Below are 18,639 nucleotides of genomic sequence, written 5' to 3'. Positions count from 1 at the left end.
GGCGCGGCGCGGGGAGGCGCTCGCACGCGAGTGCTCGGCCGACCCCACGCCGCACCGCGGTCAGGTCAGCTGCTGCTGACGGTGAGGTTGTTGGTGGTGAAGTCGAGGCCGCCGGACGACGAGGTGATCTCGTAGCCGAACTGGACGTCGCCGATGGTCTCGTTGCCGAACCAGCCCTTGGTGTCTTTGATCCACTTGAGGATCGGCAGGATGTTCACCGTGCCGGAGGACGAGTTGGAGGTGCGGACGAAGGAGAACACCTGGTTGGCGCCGTTGCTGCCCTTGTACACGGTCCAGGTGTGGCCGCCGAGCGTCACGTTGCCCTGCGAGGAGCCCAGCGGCCCGACGGCTCCGGTCTTGTTGACCCAGAGCATGATCTCGTAGTCGTAGTCGGTGTCCCAGATGTCGTAGGACGTGTTGTAGGCGCCGGACGACGGGACGGTGACGTTGTAGCTGCTGGAGAGCGAGCCCAGCGAGGTGATCGACTTGTTGATCACCTTCTTGGAGTCGGGGTACGACTTGATGCCGCCGGTGTTGGGGTGGTCGGCCCAGACGCCCCAGTTGGTGCCGGAGTTGGCCCAGACGCACTGGCTGCCGGCGCCGGAGCCCCAGATGTTGTTGTAGAGCGTGTAGCCGTTGAGGCTGGTGCTGCCCCACTGGTCGCAGGAGTTCCAGACGGCGGCCGAGGCGGGGGCGGAGGCGAGGCCGACGGTGGCGCCCAGCGCGAGCGCCGGAGCCAGCAGGGCCTTGCCGATCCTGTTCAGGGTGCGTGTTGCCATGGTGTCCCTTCCATGGGTGGGGGGAAGTGCGCTTCTTCGGGGGGAGTCACCACGTCCTCAGCGTGAGGACGTGGTCTTCTCCGGCGACGAGGTCGAGCGGCTGTGCGGCCGCGTCGCCGGCGGAAGTCCGGACTTCGATGCGGTGCGTGCGGTGCGGCCTGAGGACGGCCCGGACGCCGTCCGGGCCCCAGGACAGGTCGAGTTCGGCGCCGAACCGGGTGCGCACGCCCCGCAGTTCGCCCGACGGCAGGGCGTCGGTGAGCGCGGGCAGCAGGACCAGCCGGTCGGGGGTCGACTGGACGAGCGTCTCGATGAGCACCGCGGGCAGGGCGTGCGCGGCGTCGGCGTTGTAGACGTCGCGGTGGGGGTAGTGGGCGCTCATCAGGGAGTCGTGGAAGAAGTCTCCGTCGAGGACCTGCGCGAGGGCGTGGGCGACCCGGTGGCCGTCCCCGAGGCGGGCCGCGATCAGCGCGTGGTGCAGATGGCCGTGGGCGGAGTCGTTCTCGGCGCCGCGCAGTTCGAGGGCGCGACGGGCGGCGGCGGCCGGCCGGGGGGTGTCGTGCGGGTTGATCTCGTCGAGGGGCCAGACCCCGTAGAGATGGCTCAGGTGGCGGTGGTCGTAGGTGTCGTCGAGGCCGGCCCTGGCCCACTCGGCGAGGGCGCCGTCGCCGTTCACCCGGTGCGGTGGGAGGCGGGCGGCGAGGGCGCGCCAGCGGTCCGCGTCGGCGGTGCCCGGGTGGTAGTCGGCGGCCGTCAGGAGCGCGTGCCGGGCCGCCGAGAGGTCCATCGCCGCGTTCATGGCGCCCCAGCTGCCGCCCGCGGGCCGGTTCTCCGGCGAGTAGGAGGGGACGACGACGAGCCGGCCCCCTGGGTCGTCGGGGTCGGTCCGGGTGAGGAAGTCCTCGTAGAACAGGGCGACCTCGGCGAGGGCGGCAGCGGTGCGGGGGTCGCGGGCGCCGTGCGTCTCGTCGTGGTCGACGAGGGGTTTGAGCAGCCAGTCCGCGCCGGCCGTCCACAGCTGGTGCGGGTACTCGCGGGCGAAGTGGTACGTGTACCCGGACTCGCCGTCCGTGTGGGTGGGAGCGACGACGCCGCGGGCGCCGAAGATCGCGCGGGCGTTCTCGCGCCAGTGCGGCAACTGCCGTTCGATCAGCGCGGCGAGGGCCGCGCTGACCTCGGGCAGGGCGGCGGAGGCGGCCGAGGCCGTCTGGAGGTTGAGGTTGGCGTTGGTGGTGAAGGCCCCCGACCACGCCGTGTCCCAGTCCCCGGTCCACAGGCCGGTCAGCCGGGGCGGGCACAGGCCGGAGGAGGAGAGCAGGTGATAGCGGCCGGCGGCGAAGAGACGCTCGAGAAGCGCCCTGCTGCGGGGGCGTTCCAGCAGCTCGGAGCCGGGCAGGCCGCGCTCGGCCGGGTCGGCGTGCAGGTCGAGGGTGACGCGCTCGTAGGCGGTGCGGTGCCGGGGGAGGTGGCGGGCGAGCAGGTCGTCGTAGGAGTGCGGCAGATCGGCCAGGTCGCGCTGTTCCGCGGCGACGTCCAGTTCGCCGGTGTGCCGGCGCACCCGGGTGAGCAGCAGCACGGACCGGGCTCCGGTGATCCGCACGCCGGGGAGCAGGAGCGCGGTGCGGCCGCCGGTGACGACGACGAGCGTCACGCCCGTGTAGCCGCGGTCGCTGCCCGGATAGCGGGCGCGCAGGGTGAGCAGGGCGCCGTCGGGGGTGAGGACGGACCCCTGTCCGACGGCCAGGTCCGCGGGTGCGCCGGGCAGCCGGTGGTCGAGGGAGACGTCCAGGTCGAGGCCGGTGACCTGCTGGACGATCACGTCGTCGGCGCGGGAGACGAAGAGCCGGCTGACGCCGCCGACGCAGGTCGCCGTGGTCTCGCCGGTGGTGAAGTCGACGGAACGCGTGCGGTGGCGGCGCGGCTCGTCCGAGGGCGCCCTGCTCAGCCGGACCTGGAAGGCCGGGTGGAAGGGCTGGACCCACTGCAGAGGCCGGTGGTCGGTGAAGTCCTCGGCGGCGGCCTGGTCTCCGGCGAGCAACCTGTCCTGTACGGAGGCCAGTTGTCCGGCCAGCTCGGGCGGCCGGGCGTGCTCGGCGCCGTTGGGGCGGACCAGGGTGTGGTGGGTGACGACGACGCGGTCGTCGTAGGGGTCGCCGAACACGAGGGCGCCGTGCCGGCCGTTGCCGCTGAGGTAGGCGTCCTCCCAGCGCCGGGCCGGCTCGTACTCGTAGGTGCCGTGCACGGGGCCGTCGGCGTCCGGGCGGGCGGGGTGGACGCTGTCGGGGTGCGGGTGGGCCGGGTGCGGGCGGGCCGGGTGCGGGTGTGCGGAGGCGTCGGTCATGAGCGCAGCACCACCACGCCGTAGCGGCCCAGCGTGATCTCGTCCGTGAGCGTGGTCCCGGTCAGCAGGTCGTGGTGGGCGCCGGGCAGTTCGACGGTGACCGGTTCGCGGCCGTGGTGGAGGAGGAACAGCAGGTCGCCCCGGCGCACGGCCTCGACGCCCGGCGGGAGGCCTTCGACGACGGGCCGGACGCCCGCGTCGGCGGCGATCCGCGCGAGCAGGTCGCGCAGGGCGTCCGGCTCGGGGAGCGTGGAGAGGTACCAGGCGCGGCCCTGGTGCAGGACGGCGGGCAGCCGGTCGAGTTCGCCGCCCCGGTAGACGGCCTCGACCGCGTCCTCCTCGGCTTCCAGCTCCTCCGACCACAGGGTCGCGTCGAAGGCGTCGGTCGCGACGCTCTCCCCCGGCTCCAGCGGCCACCACTCGTGCAGGGTGCGGATGCCGAACAGCTCGCGCAGCCTGGCGTCCATGCCGCCCGGGCGGACCCGGTCGTCCTGGTCGGCCACCCCGGTCAGGAATCCGGCCGCCAGGGCGCCGCCGCCGCGGACGTGGGAGACGAGGTTGTCGATCGCGGTGTCCGTCATCGCGTACAGCTGCGGGACGACGACCAGCCGGTAGCCGGTGAGGTCGTGCTCGGGGTGGGCGAAGTCGGTGGCGAGACCGGCCTCCCCCAGGGCCCGGTGCCAGGCGTGCAGGACGACCGCGTGGTCGACGTGCGCGGAGGGGCGGCCCTCCTGGGCGCCGGCCCACCAGGCGTGCCAGTCGTGCAGGACCGCGACGTCCGCGTGTACGTGACGGCCAGTCACTTCGGGTCCCACGCGCGCCAGTTCGGCGCCGAGTTGCTTGATCTCCTGGAAGGTGCGGCCCCGCTCCCCCGCGTGGCCGACCATCCCGGAGTGGAACTTCTCGGCGCCCTGCCGGGACTGCCGCCACTGGAAGTAGCAGACGGCGTCCGCGCCTCGGGCCACGGCCTGCAGGGACCACAGCCGGTTGAGCCCGCGCGGTTTGGGGTGGTTCACCCCGCGCCAGTTGACGGGTCCCGCCGCCTGCTCCATCAGCATCCAGGGGCCGCGGGCCTGGGAGCGGGTCAGGTCCTGGACGAGCGCGCCGTGCCGACCGCCGAGGGGGTCGCGCGGGTCGGGGTAGAGGTCGACGGAGACGACGTCCTCCTCCTGGGCCCAGCGCCAGGCGTCCTGGCCGATGAACAGCGGCATGAAGTTGGTGGTGACCGGGATGTGCGGGGTGTGCCGGACGACGATGTCCCGCTCGGCGAGGTAGCACTCCAGGAGCATGTCGGAGGTGAAGCGCCGGAAGTCCAGCACCTGGGTCGGGTTCTTCAGGTAGTGGGCGCGGCGGGCGGGCAGGACGCTGTCCCAGCTGTCGTAGCCCTGGCTCCAGAAGGCCGTGCCCCAGGCGGTGTTGAGGGCGTCGAGCGTGCCGTACCTCGCGCGCAGCCAGCGGCGGAAGGCGGCGGCCGCCTCGTCGCCGTGGTCGGCGGTGCAGTACTCGTTGTTGATGTGCCACATCGTGAGGGCGGGATGGCCGGCGTAGCGGGCGGCCAGGTCCTCGGTGATGGCCGCCGCGTGGCGCCGGTAGGTGGCGCTGGAGTGCGAGAAGTGCTGACGGCCGCCCCACCACTCGACGTTCCCGTTCTCGTCACGGGGCAGCGTGTCCGGGTGGAGCCGGCCGAGCCAGGGGGGCGGCGCGGAGGTCGGGGTGGCGAGCACGACGCCGATGCCGCCCGCGTGCATCAGGTCCATCAGCGTGTCGAGCCAGCCGAAGTCGCGTGCTCCCGGCTCCGGTTCGATCCTGGACCAGGAGAAGACGCCGAGGGTCACGGAGTTGACGCCGGCCTCCCGCATGAGCCGGACGTCCTCGTGCCAGGTCTCCTCGGGCCACTGCTCGGGGTTGTAGTCGCCGCCGAAGAGGATGCGGCCGCGGGTGGCGTCGGCGAGGCCCGGCCGATCGCCGGCGGTCATCGGGCGGGCTCCCCGTACTGGATGCCCCGGCCGTTGGTGGCGATGTAGACCCGGCCGTGGACGCGCGGATCGGCGGCGATGGTCGCGCCGATCCAGCCCCACTGGTGACGGTCGTCGTTGATCCGCGTCCAGGTCTTCGCGCCGTCGTCGGAGCGGTACACCGCGGTGATCCCCCCGGTGGAGCCGACCAGGTACAGCGTCGGGTGGTCGGCTCCGGCGGCGGCCCTGCCGAAGGCGAGGGTGTACGCGGCCCGGCAGCTGTCGACCGGGGTGAAGCTCGCGCCGCCGTCGGTGGACCGGTACAGGCCGTTCCCCTTGGCGCTCAGCCACAGGTCGCCGGAGCGTCCCGGGGCCGCGGCCAGCTGGAACTGGCTGTCGCCGGAGGGCAGTCCGTCCGCGCGCGCGGTGAACGTGCGTCCGCCGTCCGTGCTGGCGAACAGGGTTCCGGTGTCGGTGTCGTAGGCGTAGAAGCGCGTCGGGTCGACCGGATCGGCGAGCGGAGCGGCGCCCTTGGGGAAGGTGGCGACCTCGGACCAGGTCGCCCCGTTGTCGGCGGAGCGCTGGGCGGGGTACTTGGTGCCGTCCCAGTGCACGAAGGTCCACAGCAGCACCCCGGCGTCGGCGTTGACGGCGATCGGCCCGGGTGCGTCCTTGGCGAGGGCGGGCTGGGCGGCGAAGGGGGCCCAGGATCTGCCGCCGTCGTGCGACCAGGCGCCGTTGCCGTGGTCGCCGAACCCGGTGCGGACGACGTAGGAGGGCCTGGCCGCGGCCTGGGCCAGGCCCGTGGCCGATCCGAAGACGGGGTTCGTCGCCATGCCCCGCGACGGCGAGGCCGTGAGCCGCTCGTGGTACATCACGCCGACGTCCCCGAGGCCGCTGATCAGGTGGGCCTCTCCGGTCGGGGGCGAGATCAGCTGGCGTACGGAGGTCTCCTCCAGGCCGCGGATCTGCGGCGCCCAGTGCTTCAGGTCGCGGGTGCCGTACAGGGTGGCGCCGGTGCCGTACACGACGTGCCGCGCGTCGTACGGGTCGACGGCGACGGCCTGGATCCACCAGCCGAACTTGGGCTCGTCGGCGCCGAAGGCGAGGAACGGCGTCTCGGAGACGTCGAGGACCGCCGAGTCCTTGAGGGAGGTCCAGTCGCGTCCGCCGTTGGTGGTCCGGTACAGGGTGTCGACGGCCGCCCAGCGGTTGTTGGTGGACACGACGGCCACGCCGGGACGGCGGGCGTCCACGGCGACGCCGCCGTAGCCGAAGGTGTCGGCGCCCTCGTCGGTGGTCCCGCCTGGCTTCACCGGCGTGACGTCGCTCCAGCCGCCGGTGGCGGTGGCCAGCTTGTGCACGCTGCCGGTGGACTGGCCGTTGGGACCGGGGGCGTCCGCGTACGTCAGGTACAGCTCGCGGGCGTGGCGGTCGTACGCGGCGCGGATCGGCACCTTGGCGGAGGCCCCGGAGGGCTGCCCGGGTACGGCGTGCCAGCCTCGGCCGTCGGTCGTGCGGTACAGGTTGGCCGAGGTCCCGTCGGAGTCGCCCCAGCCCGCGTACAGCGCGCGCCCGGCGGCGACGAGCAGCGTGACGCCCTGCCCGCCGGCCGTGGGCGTGGCCGGGAAGCCGGGGGCGGCCGCCCAGGTGGCGCCGCGGTCGGTCGACCTGAGCAGGCCGTCGTGCCGCGTGCCCAGCCACAGGGTGTCGCTGTCGCGGGGATCGACCAGCAGCCGTTCCCCGGCCCCCCGGCCGTCCTCGTTGCCGCCGAGCCGCACGGCGAGGTCGGCGCGGGTCCAGGTGGCGCCGCGGTCCTCGGAGCGCAGGACCGCGCCGTCGCCGGCCCAGGGCTGGGCGTAGGCGCCGAGCGCGAGGTAGAGACGGTCCGGGTGTGCGGGGTCGACGGCCAGGGCCTCCACGCCGAGGAGGTTCCAGTCGTCCCAGCCGAGGTGGTCGGTGAGGGGGGTCCACCGGGCGGGTCCGTCGTCCCAGCGGTAGGCGCCGCCGATGTCGGTACGGGCGTAGGCGAGACCGCGGACGGCCGGGTGGAAGAGGACGCCGGTGACGAACCCGGTGCCGCCGACGGCGACGTTGCGCCACCGGTAGGCGGGGGCGAGCTTCGCGCCGGCCTGCGCCGCGTGGGCGTCTTGCTGCGGGGAGGGCAGGGCGGTGAGCGCGGCGGCGGCTGCGGTGCCGGCGAGGACGGTGCGGCGGGAGACGGGCATGGGGGCACCTCGGGGGGGGGTGAGGGGGCGGGAACGTGGGTTGCCGTGGGGGGCGGGGCACTCTCACGCGTCGGCGGTGCGCCGCCGCGGGGTTCGGCTGCCCGCGACCGTGCGGGGAGGGCTGACGACTTCACCTCGCCCGGCGGCGCGGGTCCGGGGTCGAGGCGCGGTCGCGCGGCACAGTCGCGGCTCCGGCCGTCGGCGGCCGGCCCGGAGGCCGGCCCGGAGGCCGGCGGGCAACGCCGCCGCGAAGGCGTTGCCCGGCCCGGGCGCTACCCCTTGACCGCCCCCGTCAGCATTCCCTTCTTGAAGTGCTTCTGGACGAACGGTGAGAGCACCGCGACCGGCAGCAGGGCCATCACCATCACCGCCATCTGAACCGCCAGGCCGGACAGCTGGCCGGTCTTGATGGCCTGGCCCAGGCCGACCGGCGCCTCCTGCTTCTGCACGAGCTGGATCATCACGTTCTGCAGCGGCATCATGTCCTGGTCGTTCAGGTAGAGCGAGGCGTTGAACCAGGCGCTCCAGTAGCCGACGGCGTAGAACAGGGTGATCACCGCGAGGACAGCTCGCGACAGCGGCATGACGATCTGCCACAGGATCCGGAAGTCGCCGGCCCCGTCGATGCGCGCGCTGTCGACGAGCTCTTGCGAGATGCCCATGAAGAAGCCGCGCAGGACGAGGATGTTGAAGACGCTGAGCGCGCTCGGCAGGATCAGCGCGAGATAGCTGTCCGTCAGACCGAGGGACTGCACCAGCAGATACGTCGGAATGAGACCGGCGCTGAAGAACATCGTGGCGAGCAGGGCCAGGAGCAGCCAGCGGTGGCCCAGCGACCCCGTGCGGGAGAGGCCGTAGGCGCACAGCACGGACACCGCCATCGAGAACAGCGTGCCGACCAGCGTGATCAGGACGCTGATCACCGCGGCCCGGGTCACCTGCCCGCCGCTCAGCAGTTCCTTGTACGCGACGAAGGTGACGCCCTTGGGGATCATCACCAGGCCGCCCGCCTCGTCGATCGTCCTGCGCGAGGAGAGGCTGGTGACGACGACGATCCAGATGGGGAAGAGGATCCCCAGGCAGGCCAGCGCCAGGACGAGGCCCTTGCCCGCGAGGCCCGCTCTGCCGGGCTCCTCCTCCCAGGCCGGCCGGGCCGGCGCCGACCACAGCCCGCTCGTGCCGGCCGGTCGGCGCGCCGGCTTCTCCAGTGTCGCGCTCACTTCTTGTACACCCCCTGCTCGCCCATGAGATGGGCCACCTTGTTCGCGGCGAGGACCAGCCCGAGGCTGACGACGCCCTTGACCAGACCGGCGGCGGCCGCGTAGCCGAAGTCCTGGTTGCGCACACCGTTCCACCAGACGAAGGTGTCGAGAACCTCGGCCGCGCCGGGTCCCACCGCGTCGCGTTGCAGCAGGATCTGTTCGAACCCGACCGTCAGCGCGTCGCCGACCCGCAGCACCAGCAGCAGCGCGATCACCGGGCGCAGAGCCGGGAGCGTCACGTGCCACATGCGGCGCCAGCGGCCGGCGCCGTCCATCGCCGCGGCCTCGTACAGGTCGGTCGGGACGGAGGCCAGGGCCGCGAGGAAGACGATGATCCCCCACCCCGCGTCCTTCCACACGCTCTCGGCGGTGATCAGGAACTTGAAGGTCGCGGGGTCGGTCATGATGTCGAGGCCGTCGTAGCCGTGCTGCCGCAGCAGCTGGGAGAGCAGCCCCGCACCGCCGAACAACTGCTGGAAGACGGCGATGACCAGGACCCAGGAGAAGAAGTGGGGCAGATAGAGGATCGCCTGCGAGAGCGCCCGCACCTTGGGCCTGACCACGCTGTTGATGAGCAGCGCGAGCATGATCGGGATGGGGAAGTACAGCACCAGCTGGAGGCCGAACAGCACCAGGGTGTTGCGGACCGCGTCCCAGAACGCCGAGTCCGCGAAGATCCGCTGGAAGTTGTCGAACCCCACCCAGGGGCTGTGCAGGATCGAGACGATCCCGTTGTCGCTGGCGTAGGGGTCGTAGTCCTGGAAGGCGACGACGTTGCCGAGGATCGGCACGTAGCTGAAGACCAGGACGAGCAGAAGGGCCGGCAGCGTCATCAGGAGCAGGACCCGGTCGCGTCTGAACCGCAGACGCAGGCTCAGCTTTCCCGAGGGCGGTTTTCGCCGGGCGTCCGCCTCGCCGGACGCCGCCGGGGTGTTCGCCGTCTCGTCCGCCTCGGCCTCGCTCCGAGGCACCGTGCTGTGGGCCACGGTGTTCTCCTTGCCTCGCCGCCGGTCAGCCCGCCGCCGTGCCGTTGTCGTCGAGCAGCTTCTGGTACCAGTCGCGCAGCTTGTCGCCGCCCTTGCTCTTCCAGTCGGAGACGGCCTGCTGCATGTCGCTGATCTTCTTGCGGCCCCGGGTGATGTCGTCCTCCAGCTGCTCGAAGCCGTCGGAGAGGTTGGTGTAGCGGGCCGGCTCGGTGATCTGCATGCCGTAGAACGAGGACTTCTTGGTGAAGGCGCCCGCGTGCTGCTGCCACTCGACCTGCGCCTTGGCGACGGCGGGGAAGTCGGGGTGCGCGATGGTGGCGGCGGGGCTCGCGACCATGACGTACGCGTTCGACACCTCGTTGTTGCCCTTGTCGGTCTTGACCGGGACGCCGTCCTTGACGATGTAGTCGGTGCCCTCCACACCGTAGTTGGTCATCATGTACTCCTTGGTGCCGTACGGAGCGGCGGTGACGTTGGCGACGGCCAGCACGTCACGGATGACCGACTCGGACGCCTTCTTGTTGACGAACGCGAAGATGCCTGCGGGCTGTTCGGCCCAGAGATGCGGGTCGCCGCCGTCGTGCGCGAAGACGTCCATGCCCCAGATCTTGAACTCGGGGTTCTGGGTGGCCTGTTCGGCGGTGCGGCCCCACCACTGGCTGATGTTGTTGGCGTAGATGAGGAACTCGCCGGCGGCGAACTTGGGGCCGGGGTCGGGGGCCGTCTTGCCCAGTGCGGCGTCGGGGTGCACGACCCCGGCGGCGAAGAGCTTACGGGTCCACTCCAGCGCTTCCAGGTACTCCTCGGTCTCGCAGCGGTTGACGAGCTTGCCGTCGACGAGGTTCCAGCCGAGGGGCTTCTCGCTGCCGGAGAGCACCCCGAACATCTGCCAGGCGGTCCACTTCATGTCCAGACAGGCCCACCGCTTGGCCTTGGCGTTGGTGATCTCCTTGGCCAGAGCCGTGAACTCGTCCGCGGAGCGCGGGACGGTGTACCCCTGCTTGTCGAAGACGTCCTTGCGGTACAGGGGCACGATGCCCGTCACGTACGGCGCGGGCTGCGGCAGGCCGAGCAGCTTCCCGCCGAAGATGGACCGCTGCCAGGCGTCCGTGGGGATCGCGGCGAGGTTCGGGTACTCCTTGACGGCGTCCCCGGAGAGGTACGGCCCGAGGTCGGCGAACTTGCTGATGATCGCGCTGGGTATCCGGCCGGTCATGTTCCAGCCGGGGACGACCACGACGTCCGGCACGTCGCTGGAGGCGAGGACCGCGCCGAGCTTCTGGTCGTAGGTGTTGCCGTCCTGGTTCTGCCAGACGACGTCGACGCCGATGAGCGAGTTCATCCCCCGGTAGTAGGCGTTGTCGGCCTTGGGCGGGGAGCCCCAGAACGGCGACATCACGGTGACCTTGCCGCCGCTGCCGAGCTTCTTCGGCACCGAGGCCTTCAGCGTGTCGACATCGAGTTTGGCGGTGAAGCCCATCGCCGAGCCGTTCTTGGCCGGGATGTCCGGCGTGACCACGCTGCTCGCCACGAACGCCGGGAGGATCTTCTTCGCGTCCTTGCCCGACGTCGCGCCCTCGCGCGAGCCGCTGTCCGAGCCCCCGCAGGCGGCCAGCAACGGCATCCCTCCCGCCACCGCTGCGGTGGCGACCGCCGTGGAGGCGAGGAAGCTTCTCCGGCTGGGTCCGGAAGGACCTGAAGAGGGGGAAGCGGCGTTCGGCGTCATTGCGTCAACCCTTCATGGCGCACCAGGACACCCGGCGGTGGCCGTCGGCTGCGGTGTCTCGAGTGGAACTGGCTGAGCTGAAGCGATCCCCCGACCGACCCGACCGACGACGTCGAACTCGTCCCCACTCAGTCGAAGCGCTTCGATGTTGCTGCGAGGTTAAGTGAACACCCGGGGGTGCACAAGGGCCGTCCCCAAGATTCCTCCGAGGCGTCAGGGGTGACATGTGGGTATGGCCTGCTTGAAATCAGCGTGAGGTTCTCTTGACACCCGTCCTCGCGCGAATGAGCATCGAAGCGCTTCGAAAGAGCCTTCCCGGCCCACCGCAAAGGGATCCCCACGTGACCGCACACACGCCGCCCACGCCGCCTTTCCGCGATCCGCAGCTGCCGTTCGCGAAGCGCATCGACGACCTGCTGTCGCGTCTGACGCTCGACGAGAAGGTCTCCTTCCTGCACCAGTTCGCGCCCGCCGTGGAGCGCCTCGGCGTCGCCGCGTTCCGTACCGGTCAGGAAGCCCTGCACGGCGTCGCCTGGATGGGGCCGGCGACGGTGTTCCCGCAGGCGGTGGGCCTGGGCGCGACCTGGGACACCGACCTCGTGCGCCGGGTCGGCGAGGCGGTGTCGCGGGAGGTGCGCGCGATGCGCGCCCGCGACGAACGCGTCGGCCTCAACGTCTGGTCGCCCACCGTCAACCTGTTGCGCCACCCCCTGTGGGGCCGCAACGAGGAGGGCTACTCCGAGGACCCGAAGCTCACCTCGGCCATCGCCACCGCCTACACACACGGCCTGCGCGGCGATCACCCCACGTACTGGCGCACGGCTCCGGTCCTCAAGCACTGGCTGGCCCACAACAACGAGACGGGCCGGGACGTCACCTCCTCGTCGGTGCGCCCGCGCGTGCTGCACGAGTACGACCTGCGGGCCTTCGACGAGACGGTGCGGGCGGGCGCGGTGGCCGGGGTGATGCCCGCCTACAACCTGGTCAACGGCCGCCCCAACCACGTCTCGCCGTATCTGCGCGAGCACTTGCGCGCCTGGACCGACGACGAGCTGCTGGTCTGCTCGGACGCGGGCGCGCCCTCCAACCTGGTGGACTCCGAGCACTACTTCGACACCCATGAGGAGGCGACCGCGGCGGCGCTGGTCGCCGGCGTGGACAGCTTCACCGACCACGGCACCGACGGCTCGACGATCGTGTCCCGCGTCCGGGGCGCCCTGGAGCAGGGCCTGCTGACGGAGGCGGACGTCGACACCGCGGTCCGCCGTCAGCTGTCGGTGAGGTTCCGCCTCGGCGAGTTCGACCCGCACCACGACCCGCACGCGGACGCCGGCGCGTTCGACACCCCGGCCCACCGGACCCTCGCCCAGGAGGCCGCCGAACGGGCCGTCGTGCTGCTGCGCAACGACGGGGTGCTGCCGCTGGCCGCCGGCACCCGGATCGCGGTGGTCGGCCTGCTCGCCGACGAGTGCAAGCTCGACTGGTACAGCGGCACGCTGATCCACCGCTCCACCCCGCTGGAGGGGCTGTACGAGCGGTTCGGCGCCGAGCGCGTCGAGTTCGCGGAGGGCGTGGACCGGGTGCTGCTCAGGACGTCCGCCGGGACGTTCCTGAAGGTCCCCGAGACATCCGGGGCGGCGGCCGGCGCGCGCGGCGCCGAGGGCGCGCTCGACCCGGCGCTTCTCGCCGGCCGCACCGACCTCCCCCCGCTGACCACGGACGCGGCCGGCACGGAGCTGGCGCTCGTCGAGTGGGGCGAGGGCATGCTCACGCTGCGCGCCCCCGACGGCCGCTATCTGTCGGTCGCCGAGGACGGCCGGCTGCGCGCCTCCGCCGACCAGCCCGGCGGCTGGGTGGTGCAGGAGACGTTCCGCCTCGAACCGCATGGGAACGGTCACCTCCTGCTGCACGTGGGCACGGGTCGCCATGTCTGTGTCGCCGCCGACGGCGTGCGGGTTGCCGAAGAGGATCCCGAGGTCTTCGAGCTCGTCCTCGTCGAGCGGGGCGAGGACGCCGTGGCGCGGGTCGCGGCCGAAGCCGACGTGGTCGTCGTGGTGGCGGGCAACGACCCGCACATCAACGGCCGCGAGACCGAGGACCGCGGCACGCTGTGGCTGCCGGCCCACCAGGAGCGGCTGCTCGCGGCCGCCCGGACGGCGAACCGGCGCACGGTGCTGGTCCTGGTGTCCGCGTACCCGTACGCGTTCGAGCCGGGGCCGCTGTCCGCGGCGCTGTGGACCGCGCACGGCGGCCAGGCCGCGGGCGCCGCCCTGGCACGGGTCCTTGCGGGCGACGTCTCCCCCGCCGGCCGCCTTCCCCAGACCTGGTACGCGGACGACGCCGATCTGCCCGACCTGCTCGACTACGACGTGATCGGCTCCCGCCAGACGTACCTCTACTTCGAGGGCGCCCCGCTCTTCCCGTTCGGGCACGGTCTGTCGTACGCGTCGTTCTCCTACGCCGACCTGGCCGTGCGCGTCGGGGGCGGCTCGGTGCACGTGGCGTTCACGCTGACCAACACCGGTGAGGTGGCCGCCGACGAGGTCGCCCAGCTCTACGCCCGCGCCGTGGAGCCCTCGGTGGTCCGGCCGCGCCGGGAACTGCTCGATCATCGCCGGGTGCGTCTGGCGCCCGGCGAGAGGACGGAGCTGTCCTTCGCGGTCCCGCTGTCCGCGTTCGCGTTCTGGGACGTGGCGCACGGCCGGTGGCGGCTGGAGTCCGGCCCCTACGAGCTCCTGGCCGGCGCGTCCAGCGCGGACGTCCGGCTGCGCGGGACCGTCGTCCTCGACGGCGAGCCGTCCGGTCCGCGCGAGGTCCTGGCCGACGGCCTGGCGGCCGTCGACTTCGACGAGCAGAGCGGCGTCGAGATCGTCGACCGCACGAGGACGTCCGGCGACGCGGTGACGCCGGGTGCGGGCGGGACGGGCGAACTGCTCTACCGGGCCTGCGACTTCGGCGCCGGCGCCACGCGTGTGACGGTCATGGTGGCCGGACAGGGCACGGTCGAGCTGTCGTCGGACGCGGGCGGCGTGCCGACGGTGCTCACCCTCGGCACGCCCACGGCGGGCCCGTACGACTACGTTCGCGCGCAGGCCGCCTTCGCCGCCGACGGCGTGCGCGACCTGCGCATCGGACTGCGCGGCCCGCTGCGGCTCGCGCACGTCGGCTTCTCCGGCTGAGGGCCCGCAGGAGAGCGACGCGAAGAAGGGGCCCGGCGCCGTGAGACATCGGCGCCGGACCCCTGCGGGCCGGTCGGAGGGGAGCGGTCCCCGGACTAGAGCGCGAGGCCCGTCAGGACCAGCACCCGCTCGTAGGTGTAGTCGTCCATCGCGAACCTGACGCCCTCGCGGCCCACGCCGGACTGCTTGGCACCGCCGTACGGCATCTGGTCGGCGCGGTAGGAGGGCACGTCGCCGACGATGACGCCGCCGACCTCCAGCGCGCGGTGGGCGCGGAAGGCGACCTGGACGTCGTGGGTGAACACGCCCGCCTGGAGGCCGTACTTGGAGGAGTTGACGGCCGCGAAGGCCTCGGCCTCCCCGTCCACCTTCTGCACCGTGAGCACCGGTCCGAAGACCTCCTCGCGGGCGAGCGTGGTGTCCGACGGCACCTCGGTGAGGACGGTCGGCGCGTAGGAGGCGCCGTCGCGCTTGCCGCCGGCGAGGAGCTTCGCGCCCGCGGCCACGGCCTCGTCGACCCAGCCCTCCACGCGTTCGGCCGCGGCCTCGCTGACCAGCGGGCCGACGTCCGTGGCGTCGTCGGCGGGATCGCCGGTGACCTGCGCCTCGACGGCCTTGACGATGCGGGGCAGCAGCCGGTCGTACACCGCGGCGTCCGCGATCACCCGCTGCACGGAGATGCAGGACTGGCCGCCCTGGTAGTTGGAGAAGGTCGCGATGCGGGCGGCGGCCCAGTCGAGGTCGGCGTCGGAGGCGTAGTCCGCGAGGACCACGGCCGCGCCGTTGCCGCCCAGCTCCAGGGTGCAGTGCTTGCGCGGCACCGAGTCCATGATCGCGTAGCCGACCTGCTCGGAGCCCGTGAAGGAGATGACGGGCAGCCGCTCGTCCTGGACGAGGGCGGGCATGCGGTCGTTGGCGACCGGCAGAATCGACCAGGAGCCGACCGGCAGGTCCGTCTCGGCGAGCAGGTCGCCGATGATCAGGCCGGACAGCGGGGTCGCCGGGGCGGGCTTGAGGATGATCGGCGCACCGGCCGCGATCGCCGGGGCGATCTTGTGGGCGCACAGGTTCAGCGGGAAGTTGAACGGTGCGATGCCGAGCACGACGCCCTTGGGGAAGCGCCGGGTCAGGGCGAGCCGCCCCTGGCCGCCGAGGTCGGTGTCCAGGCGCTGGGCCTCGCCGCCGTTGAAGCGCCGGGCCTCCTCGGCGGCGAACCGGAAGACCGACACGGCGCGGCCGACCTCGCCCCGCGCCCACTTGATCGGCTTGCCGTTCTCGGCGGAGATCAGCTGGGCGATCTCCTCGGTGCGCGCGGCGAGCCGCTTGCTGACGTGGTCGAGGGCGGCGGCGCGCACATGGGCCGGGGTGGCGGCGAACTCGTCCCGCACGGCGTACGCGGCGGCCACGGCCTCCTCGACCTGCGCGTCCGTCGGCAGAGCGACCCGGGCGACGAGCCGGCCGTCCCAGGGGGAGGTGACGTCGAAGCTGTCCTCGCCGGTGACCTGGCGGCCGGCCAGCCAGAAGGCGTGGAGGGAAGTCATATGCGAGTCCCGGCCCTTCCGCTTAGGGGGTGTCCTGTGGTTTCCGTGCTCCACGGTAGGGGCGGGACGCCGAAGGAGCGCTTGTCCGAGTCGTACGGGTGGACGGCTGGTGTGCGCCGGTTTGGCGCGATCGCCCGACCCCCGCGCCGAGCCCTTCCCGCTCCCGTTCCCCGTCCGACTCCCGGTCCCTCCCCCGTTCCCGTTCCCGTTCCCGTTCCAGGAAGATCCACAGCACGCCGAGCAGCACCGCGCCCAGGCACCAGCCGGCGACGACGTCCAGCGGCCAGTGGTAGCCCCGCCGGACCAGTCCGAAGGAGACGGCCAGGACGAGGATCGCGCCCAGGGCGACGGCCGTCCGGCGGGCGGGCGCGGTGCGCAGCCACGGCAGCAGGAGCAGCACCGCGGAGCCGTAGGCGACGGCCGCCGTGGTCGTGTGCCCGGAGGGGTAGTAGCCGGTGGCCGGCGGCACGACGGGCGTCCCGGGCCGGTCGATCCACTCCTTCAGCGGGACGACGATCAGCGGCACCAGCGCCATCAGGCACAGCGCGGCGACGGGCGGGACCCACCAGCGCGCGTCGCCCGCGCCCCTCCCCCGCCAGGCGGCCCAGGCCGCGACGAGCACCAAGGCGACCACCGCCACCTGCACGTTTCCCAGGTCCGAGAGCAGTTCGCCGGTCCGGTCGGGGTGGACCAGGGCGCGGCTGATGCGCTCGTCGGACCTCAGGAGCGGCCCCTGGACGGACACCTGCCAGGTGATCAGCGCGAAGAGAACGGCGGGCGGCAGGAGGCCGAGGAGGCCCCGGCCCGGCGTCCGCCCACAGTCCCCTGTGGGCGGGGTGTATCTCTCATCTGGGTAGAACCTACGGCAGGGACAGGCGGTGCGACAGGCCGTGTCCCGTCCCGCCATCCTCCTCGCACACGTTCTTCACACGCTCTGCGAGCGGGGGGATCAGGTGTGCGGCTGCCGGGCTCAGATGCGCGCGAAGGCCTGCTCGATGATGTCGAGACCCTCGTTCAGCAGATCGTCCCCGATGACCAGCGGCGGCAGGAAGCGCAGCACGTTGCCGTAGGTGCCGCAGGTCAGGACCAGCAGCCCCTCCTGGTGGCAGGCCTTGGCGAGGGCGGCGGTGGCCGCCGGGTTCGGCTCCTTCGTCGCGCGGTCCTGGACCAGCTCGACGGCGATCATCGCGCCGCGCCCGCGGACGTCGCCGATGACGTCGAACTTCTCGGCCATGGCGGTCAGGCGGCCCTTCATCACGGCCTCGATGTGCTTCGCCCGGGCGTTGAGGTCGAGCTCCTTCATCGTCTCGATCGCGCCGAGCGCGCCCGCGCAGGCGACCGGGTTGCCGCCGTAGGTGCCGCCCAGGCCGCCCGCGTGCGCGGCGTCCATGATCTCGGCGCGGCCGGTCACGGCGGCGAGCGGCAGGCCGCCCGCGATGCCCTTGGCCGTGGTGATCAGGTCGGGGACGATGCCCTCGTCCTCGCAGGCGAACCACTGGCCGGTGCGGCAGAAGCCGGACTGGATCTCGTCGGCCACGAAGACGATGCCGTTGTCGGAGGCGAACCGGCTGATGGCCGGCAGGAAGCCCTTGGCGGGCTCGATGAAACCGCCCTCGCCGAGCACCGGCTCGATGATGATCGCGGCCACGTTGTCCGCGCCGACCTGCTTGGTGATCTGGTCGATGGCCTGCGCGGCGGCCTCGGGGCCCGCGTTCTCGGCGCCGGTGGGCCAGCGGTAGCCGTAGGCGACCGGGACGCGGTAGACCTCGGGCGCGAACGGGCCGAAGCCGTGCTTGTACGGCATGTTCTTCGCCGTCAGGGCCATGGTGAGGTTGGTCCGGCCGTGGTAACCGTGGTCGAAGACGACGACGGCCTGGCGCTTGGTGTGCGCGCGGGCGATCTTGACCGCGTTCTCGACGGCCTCGGCGCCGCTGTTGAACAGCGCGGACTTCTTGGCGTGGTCGCCCGGGGTCAGCTCGGCGAGGGCCTCGGCGACCTCCACGTAGCCCTCGTAGGGGGTGACCATGAAACAGGTGTGGGTGAAGTCGGCCAGCTGGGCGGTGGCCCGGCGCACGACGGCCTCGGCGGACGCGCCGACGGAGGTCACCGCGATGCCGGAGCCGAAGTCGATCAGACGGTTGCCGTCGACGTCCTCGATGATGCCGCCGCCCGCGCGCGTGGTGAAGACGGGGAGCACCGAGCCCACACCGGCCGCCACCGCGGCGGTACGGCGGGCCTGCAGCTCCTGCGACTTCGGGCCGGGGATGGCGGTGACGACGCGGCGCTCCTGCGGAAGGGCGGTCATGAGGGGCTCCTGTGGTTCTGCGATCGAGGCGGTGCGGACGCTTTCCTTCTTTTCTCGCAGGCTAGGACGGCGGGCGGGGGGTGGGCATGCTCCATGTGGGCGGTGTCGGCGAGCCGGGTTGTCCGTCATGGACAGTGCCGGCGGAGGACCATCCCGGCGGGCCCCGCCGCGTAAGCGGTGAACTCCCGTTGCGGGCGCGTTAGATTGACTCGCTGATGACAGACGGAACGGCTGGCCAGGGGGCAAGGGCGATGGACGGCGACGGGACGCACGACGCGCGGGGCACGCATGCGAATCCTGTGCCGCGCCCGGCGGGGCCCGCGCACCCGCCCTCGAC

The 18,639-nt window shown here is 72.4% G+C and carries 11 protein-coding genes; 1 reads left to right on the top strand and 10 read right to left on the bottom strand.

Going from position 1 to position 18,639, the window contains the following annotated elements; genetic code table 11:
- Nucleotides 1-65 precede the first annotated feature (65 nt).
- The 7 genes from ACFVYK_RS35680 to ACFVYK_RS35650 form a co-directional block, all read right to left on the bottom strand.
- Nucleotides 66-779, bottom strand: coding sequence for a hypothetical protein (locus ACFVYK_RS35680; protein ID WP_389780896.1), 714 nt, complete (start codon nucleotides 777-779; stop codon nucleotides 66-68).
- A 46-nt stretch (nucleotides 780-825) separates the two neighbouring features.
- A complete protein-coding gene (locus tag ACFVYK_RS35675) occupies nucleotides 826-3,120 on the bottom strand; it encodes a glycoside hydrolase N-terminal domain-containing protein (protein WP_389780895.1) in 2,295 nt (764 codons plus the stop codon).
- Complete coding sequence (locus ACFVYK_RS35670) at nucleotides 3,117-5,096, bottom strand: beta-galactosidase (RefSeq protein ID WP_389780894.1); 1,980 nt, start codon at nucleotides 5,094-5,096, stop codon at nucleotides 3,117-3,119. The genes ACFVYK_RS35675 and ACFVYK_RS35670 overlap by 4 nt, the downstream gene beginning before the upstream one ends.
- Entirely contained in the window at nucleotides 5,093-7,303 is a 2,211-nt protein-coding gene (locus ACFVYK_RS35665) for a WD40/YVTN/BNR-like repeat-containing protein (RefSeq protein ID WP_389780893.1), read from the bottom strand. Before ACFVYK_RS35665 ends, ACFVYK_RS35670 begins: the two co-directional genes overlap by 4 nt.
- Before the next feature lie 272 nt (nucleotides 7,304-7,575).
- Nucleotides 7,576-8,523, bottom strand: coding sequence for a carbohydrate ABC transporter permease (locus ACFVYK_RS35660; protein ID WP_389780892.1), 948 nt, complete (start codon nucleotides 8,521-8,523; stop codon nucleotides 7,576-7,578).
- Nucleotides 8,520-9,551, bottom strand: a complete 1,032-nt coding sequence (locus ACFVYK_RS35655) for an ABC transporter permease (RefSeq protein ID WP_389780891.1) — start codon at nucleotides 9,549-9,551, stop codon at nucleotides 8,520-8,522. The genes ACFVYK_RS35660 and ACFVYK_RS35655 overlap by 4 nt, the downstream gene beginning before the upstream one ends.
- A gap of 25 nt (nucleotides 9,552-9,576) precedes the next feature.
- Nucleotides 9,577-11,277, bottom strand: coding sequence for an extracellular solute-binding protein (locus ACFVYK_RS35650; RefSeq protein WP_389780890.1), 1,701 nt, complete (start codon nucleotides 11,275-11,277; stop codon nucleotides 9,577-9,579).
- Between the two features lie 341 nt (nucleotides 11,278-11,618).
- Here ACFVYK_RS35650 and ACFVYK_RS35645 point away from each other — a divergent pair, with 341 nt between their 5' ends.
- Nucleotides 11,619-14,456 (top strand): glycoside hydrolase family 3 C-terminal domain-containing protein, encoded by a 2,838-nt coding sequence (locus tag ACFVYK_RS35645; protein ID WP_389780889.1) that lies wholly within the window; start codon nucleotides 11,619-11,621, stop codon nucleotides 14,454-14,456.
- A 95-nt stretch (nucleotides 14,457-14,551) separates the two neighbouring features.
- Here ACFVYK_RS35645 and ACFVYK_RS35640 read toward each other — a convergent pair whose 3' ends face one another.
- The 3 genes from ACFVYK_RS35640 to gabT form a co-directional block, all read right to left on the bottom strand.
- Complete coding sequence (locus ACFVYK_RS35640) at nucleotides 14,552-15,997, bottom strand: aldehyde dehydrogenase family protein (protein WP_389780888.1); 1,446 nt, start codon at nucleotides 15,995-15,997, stop codon at nucleotides 14,552-14,554.
- 22 nt (nucleotides 15,998-16,019) lie between these two features.
- Nucleotides 16,020-16,742, bottom strand: coding sequence for a phosphatase PAP2 family protein (locus ACFVYK_RS35635; protein ID WP_389780887.1), 723 nt, complete (start codon nucleotides 16,740-16,742; stop codon nucleotides 16,020-16,022).
- A gap of 225 nt (nucleotides 16,743-16,967) precedes the next feature.
- Nucleotides 16,968-18,302, bottom strand: a complete 1,335-nt coding sequence (gene gabT / locus ACFVYK_RS35630) for a 4-aminobutyrate--2-oxoglutarate transaminase (protein WP_389780886.1) — start codon at nucleotides 18,300-18,302, stop codon at nucleotides 16,968-16,970.
- Nucleotides 18,303-18,639: the final 337 nt, after the last annotated feature.

The organism is Streptomyces sp. NPDC058291 (genome assembly GCF_042880855.1).
GTDB lineage: Bacteria > Actinomycetota > Actinomycetes > Streptomycetales > Streptomycetaceae > Streptomyces.
Note: the sequence above shows the minus strand (reverse complement) of the source record. Positions and strands in the feature narration are given on the sequence as shown.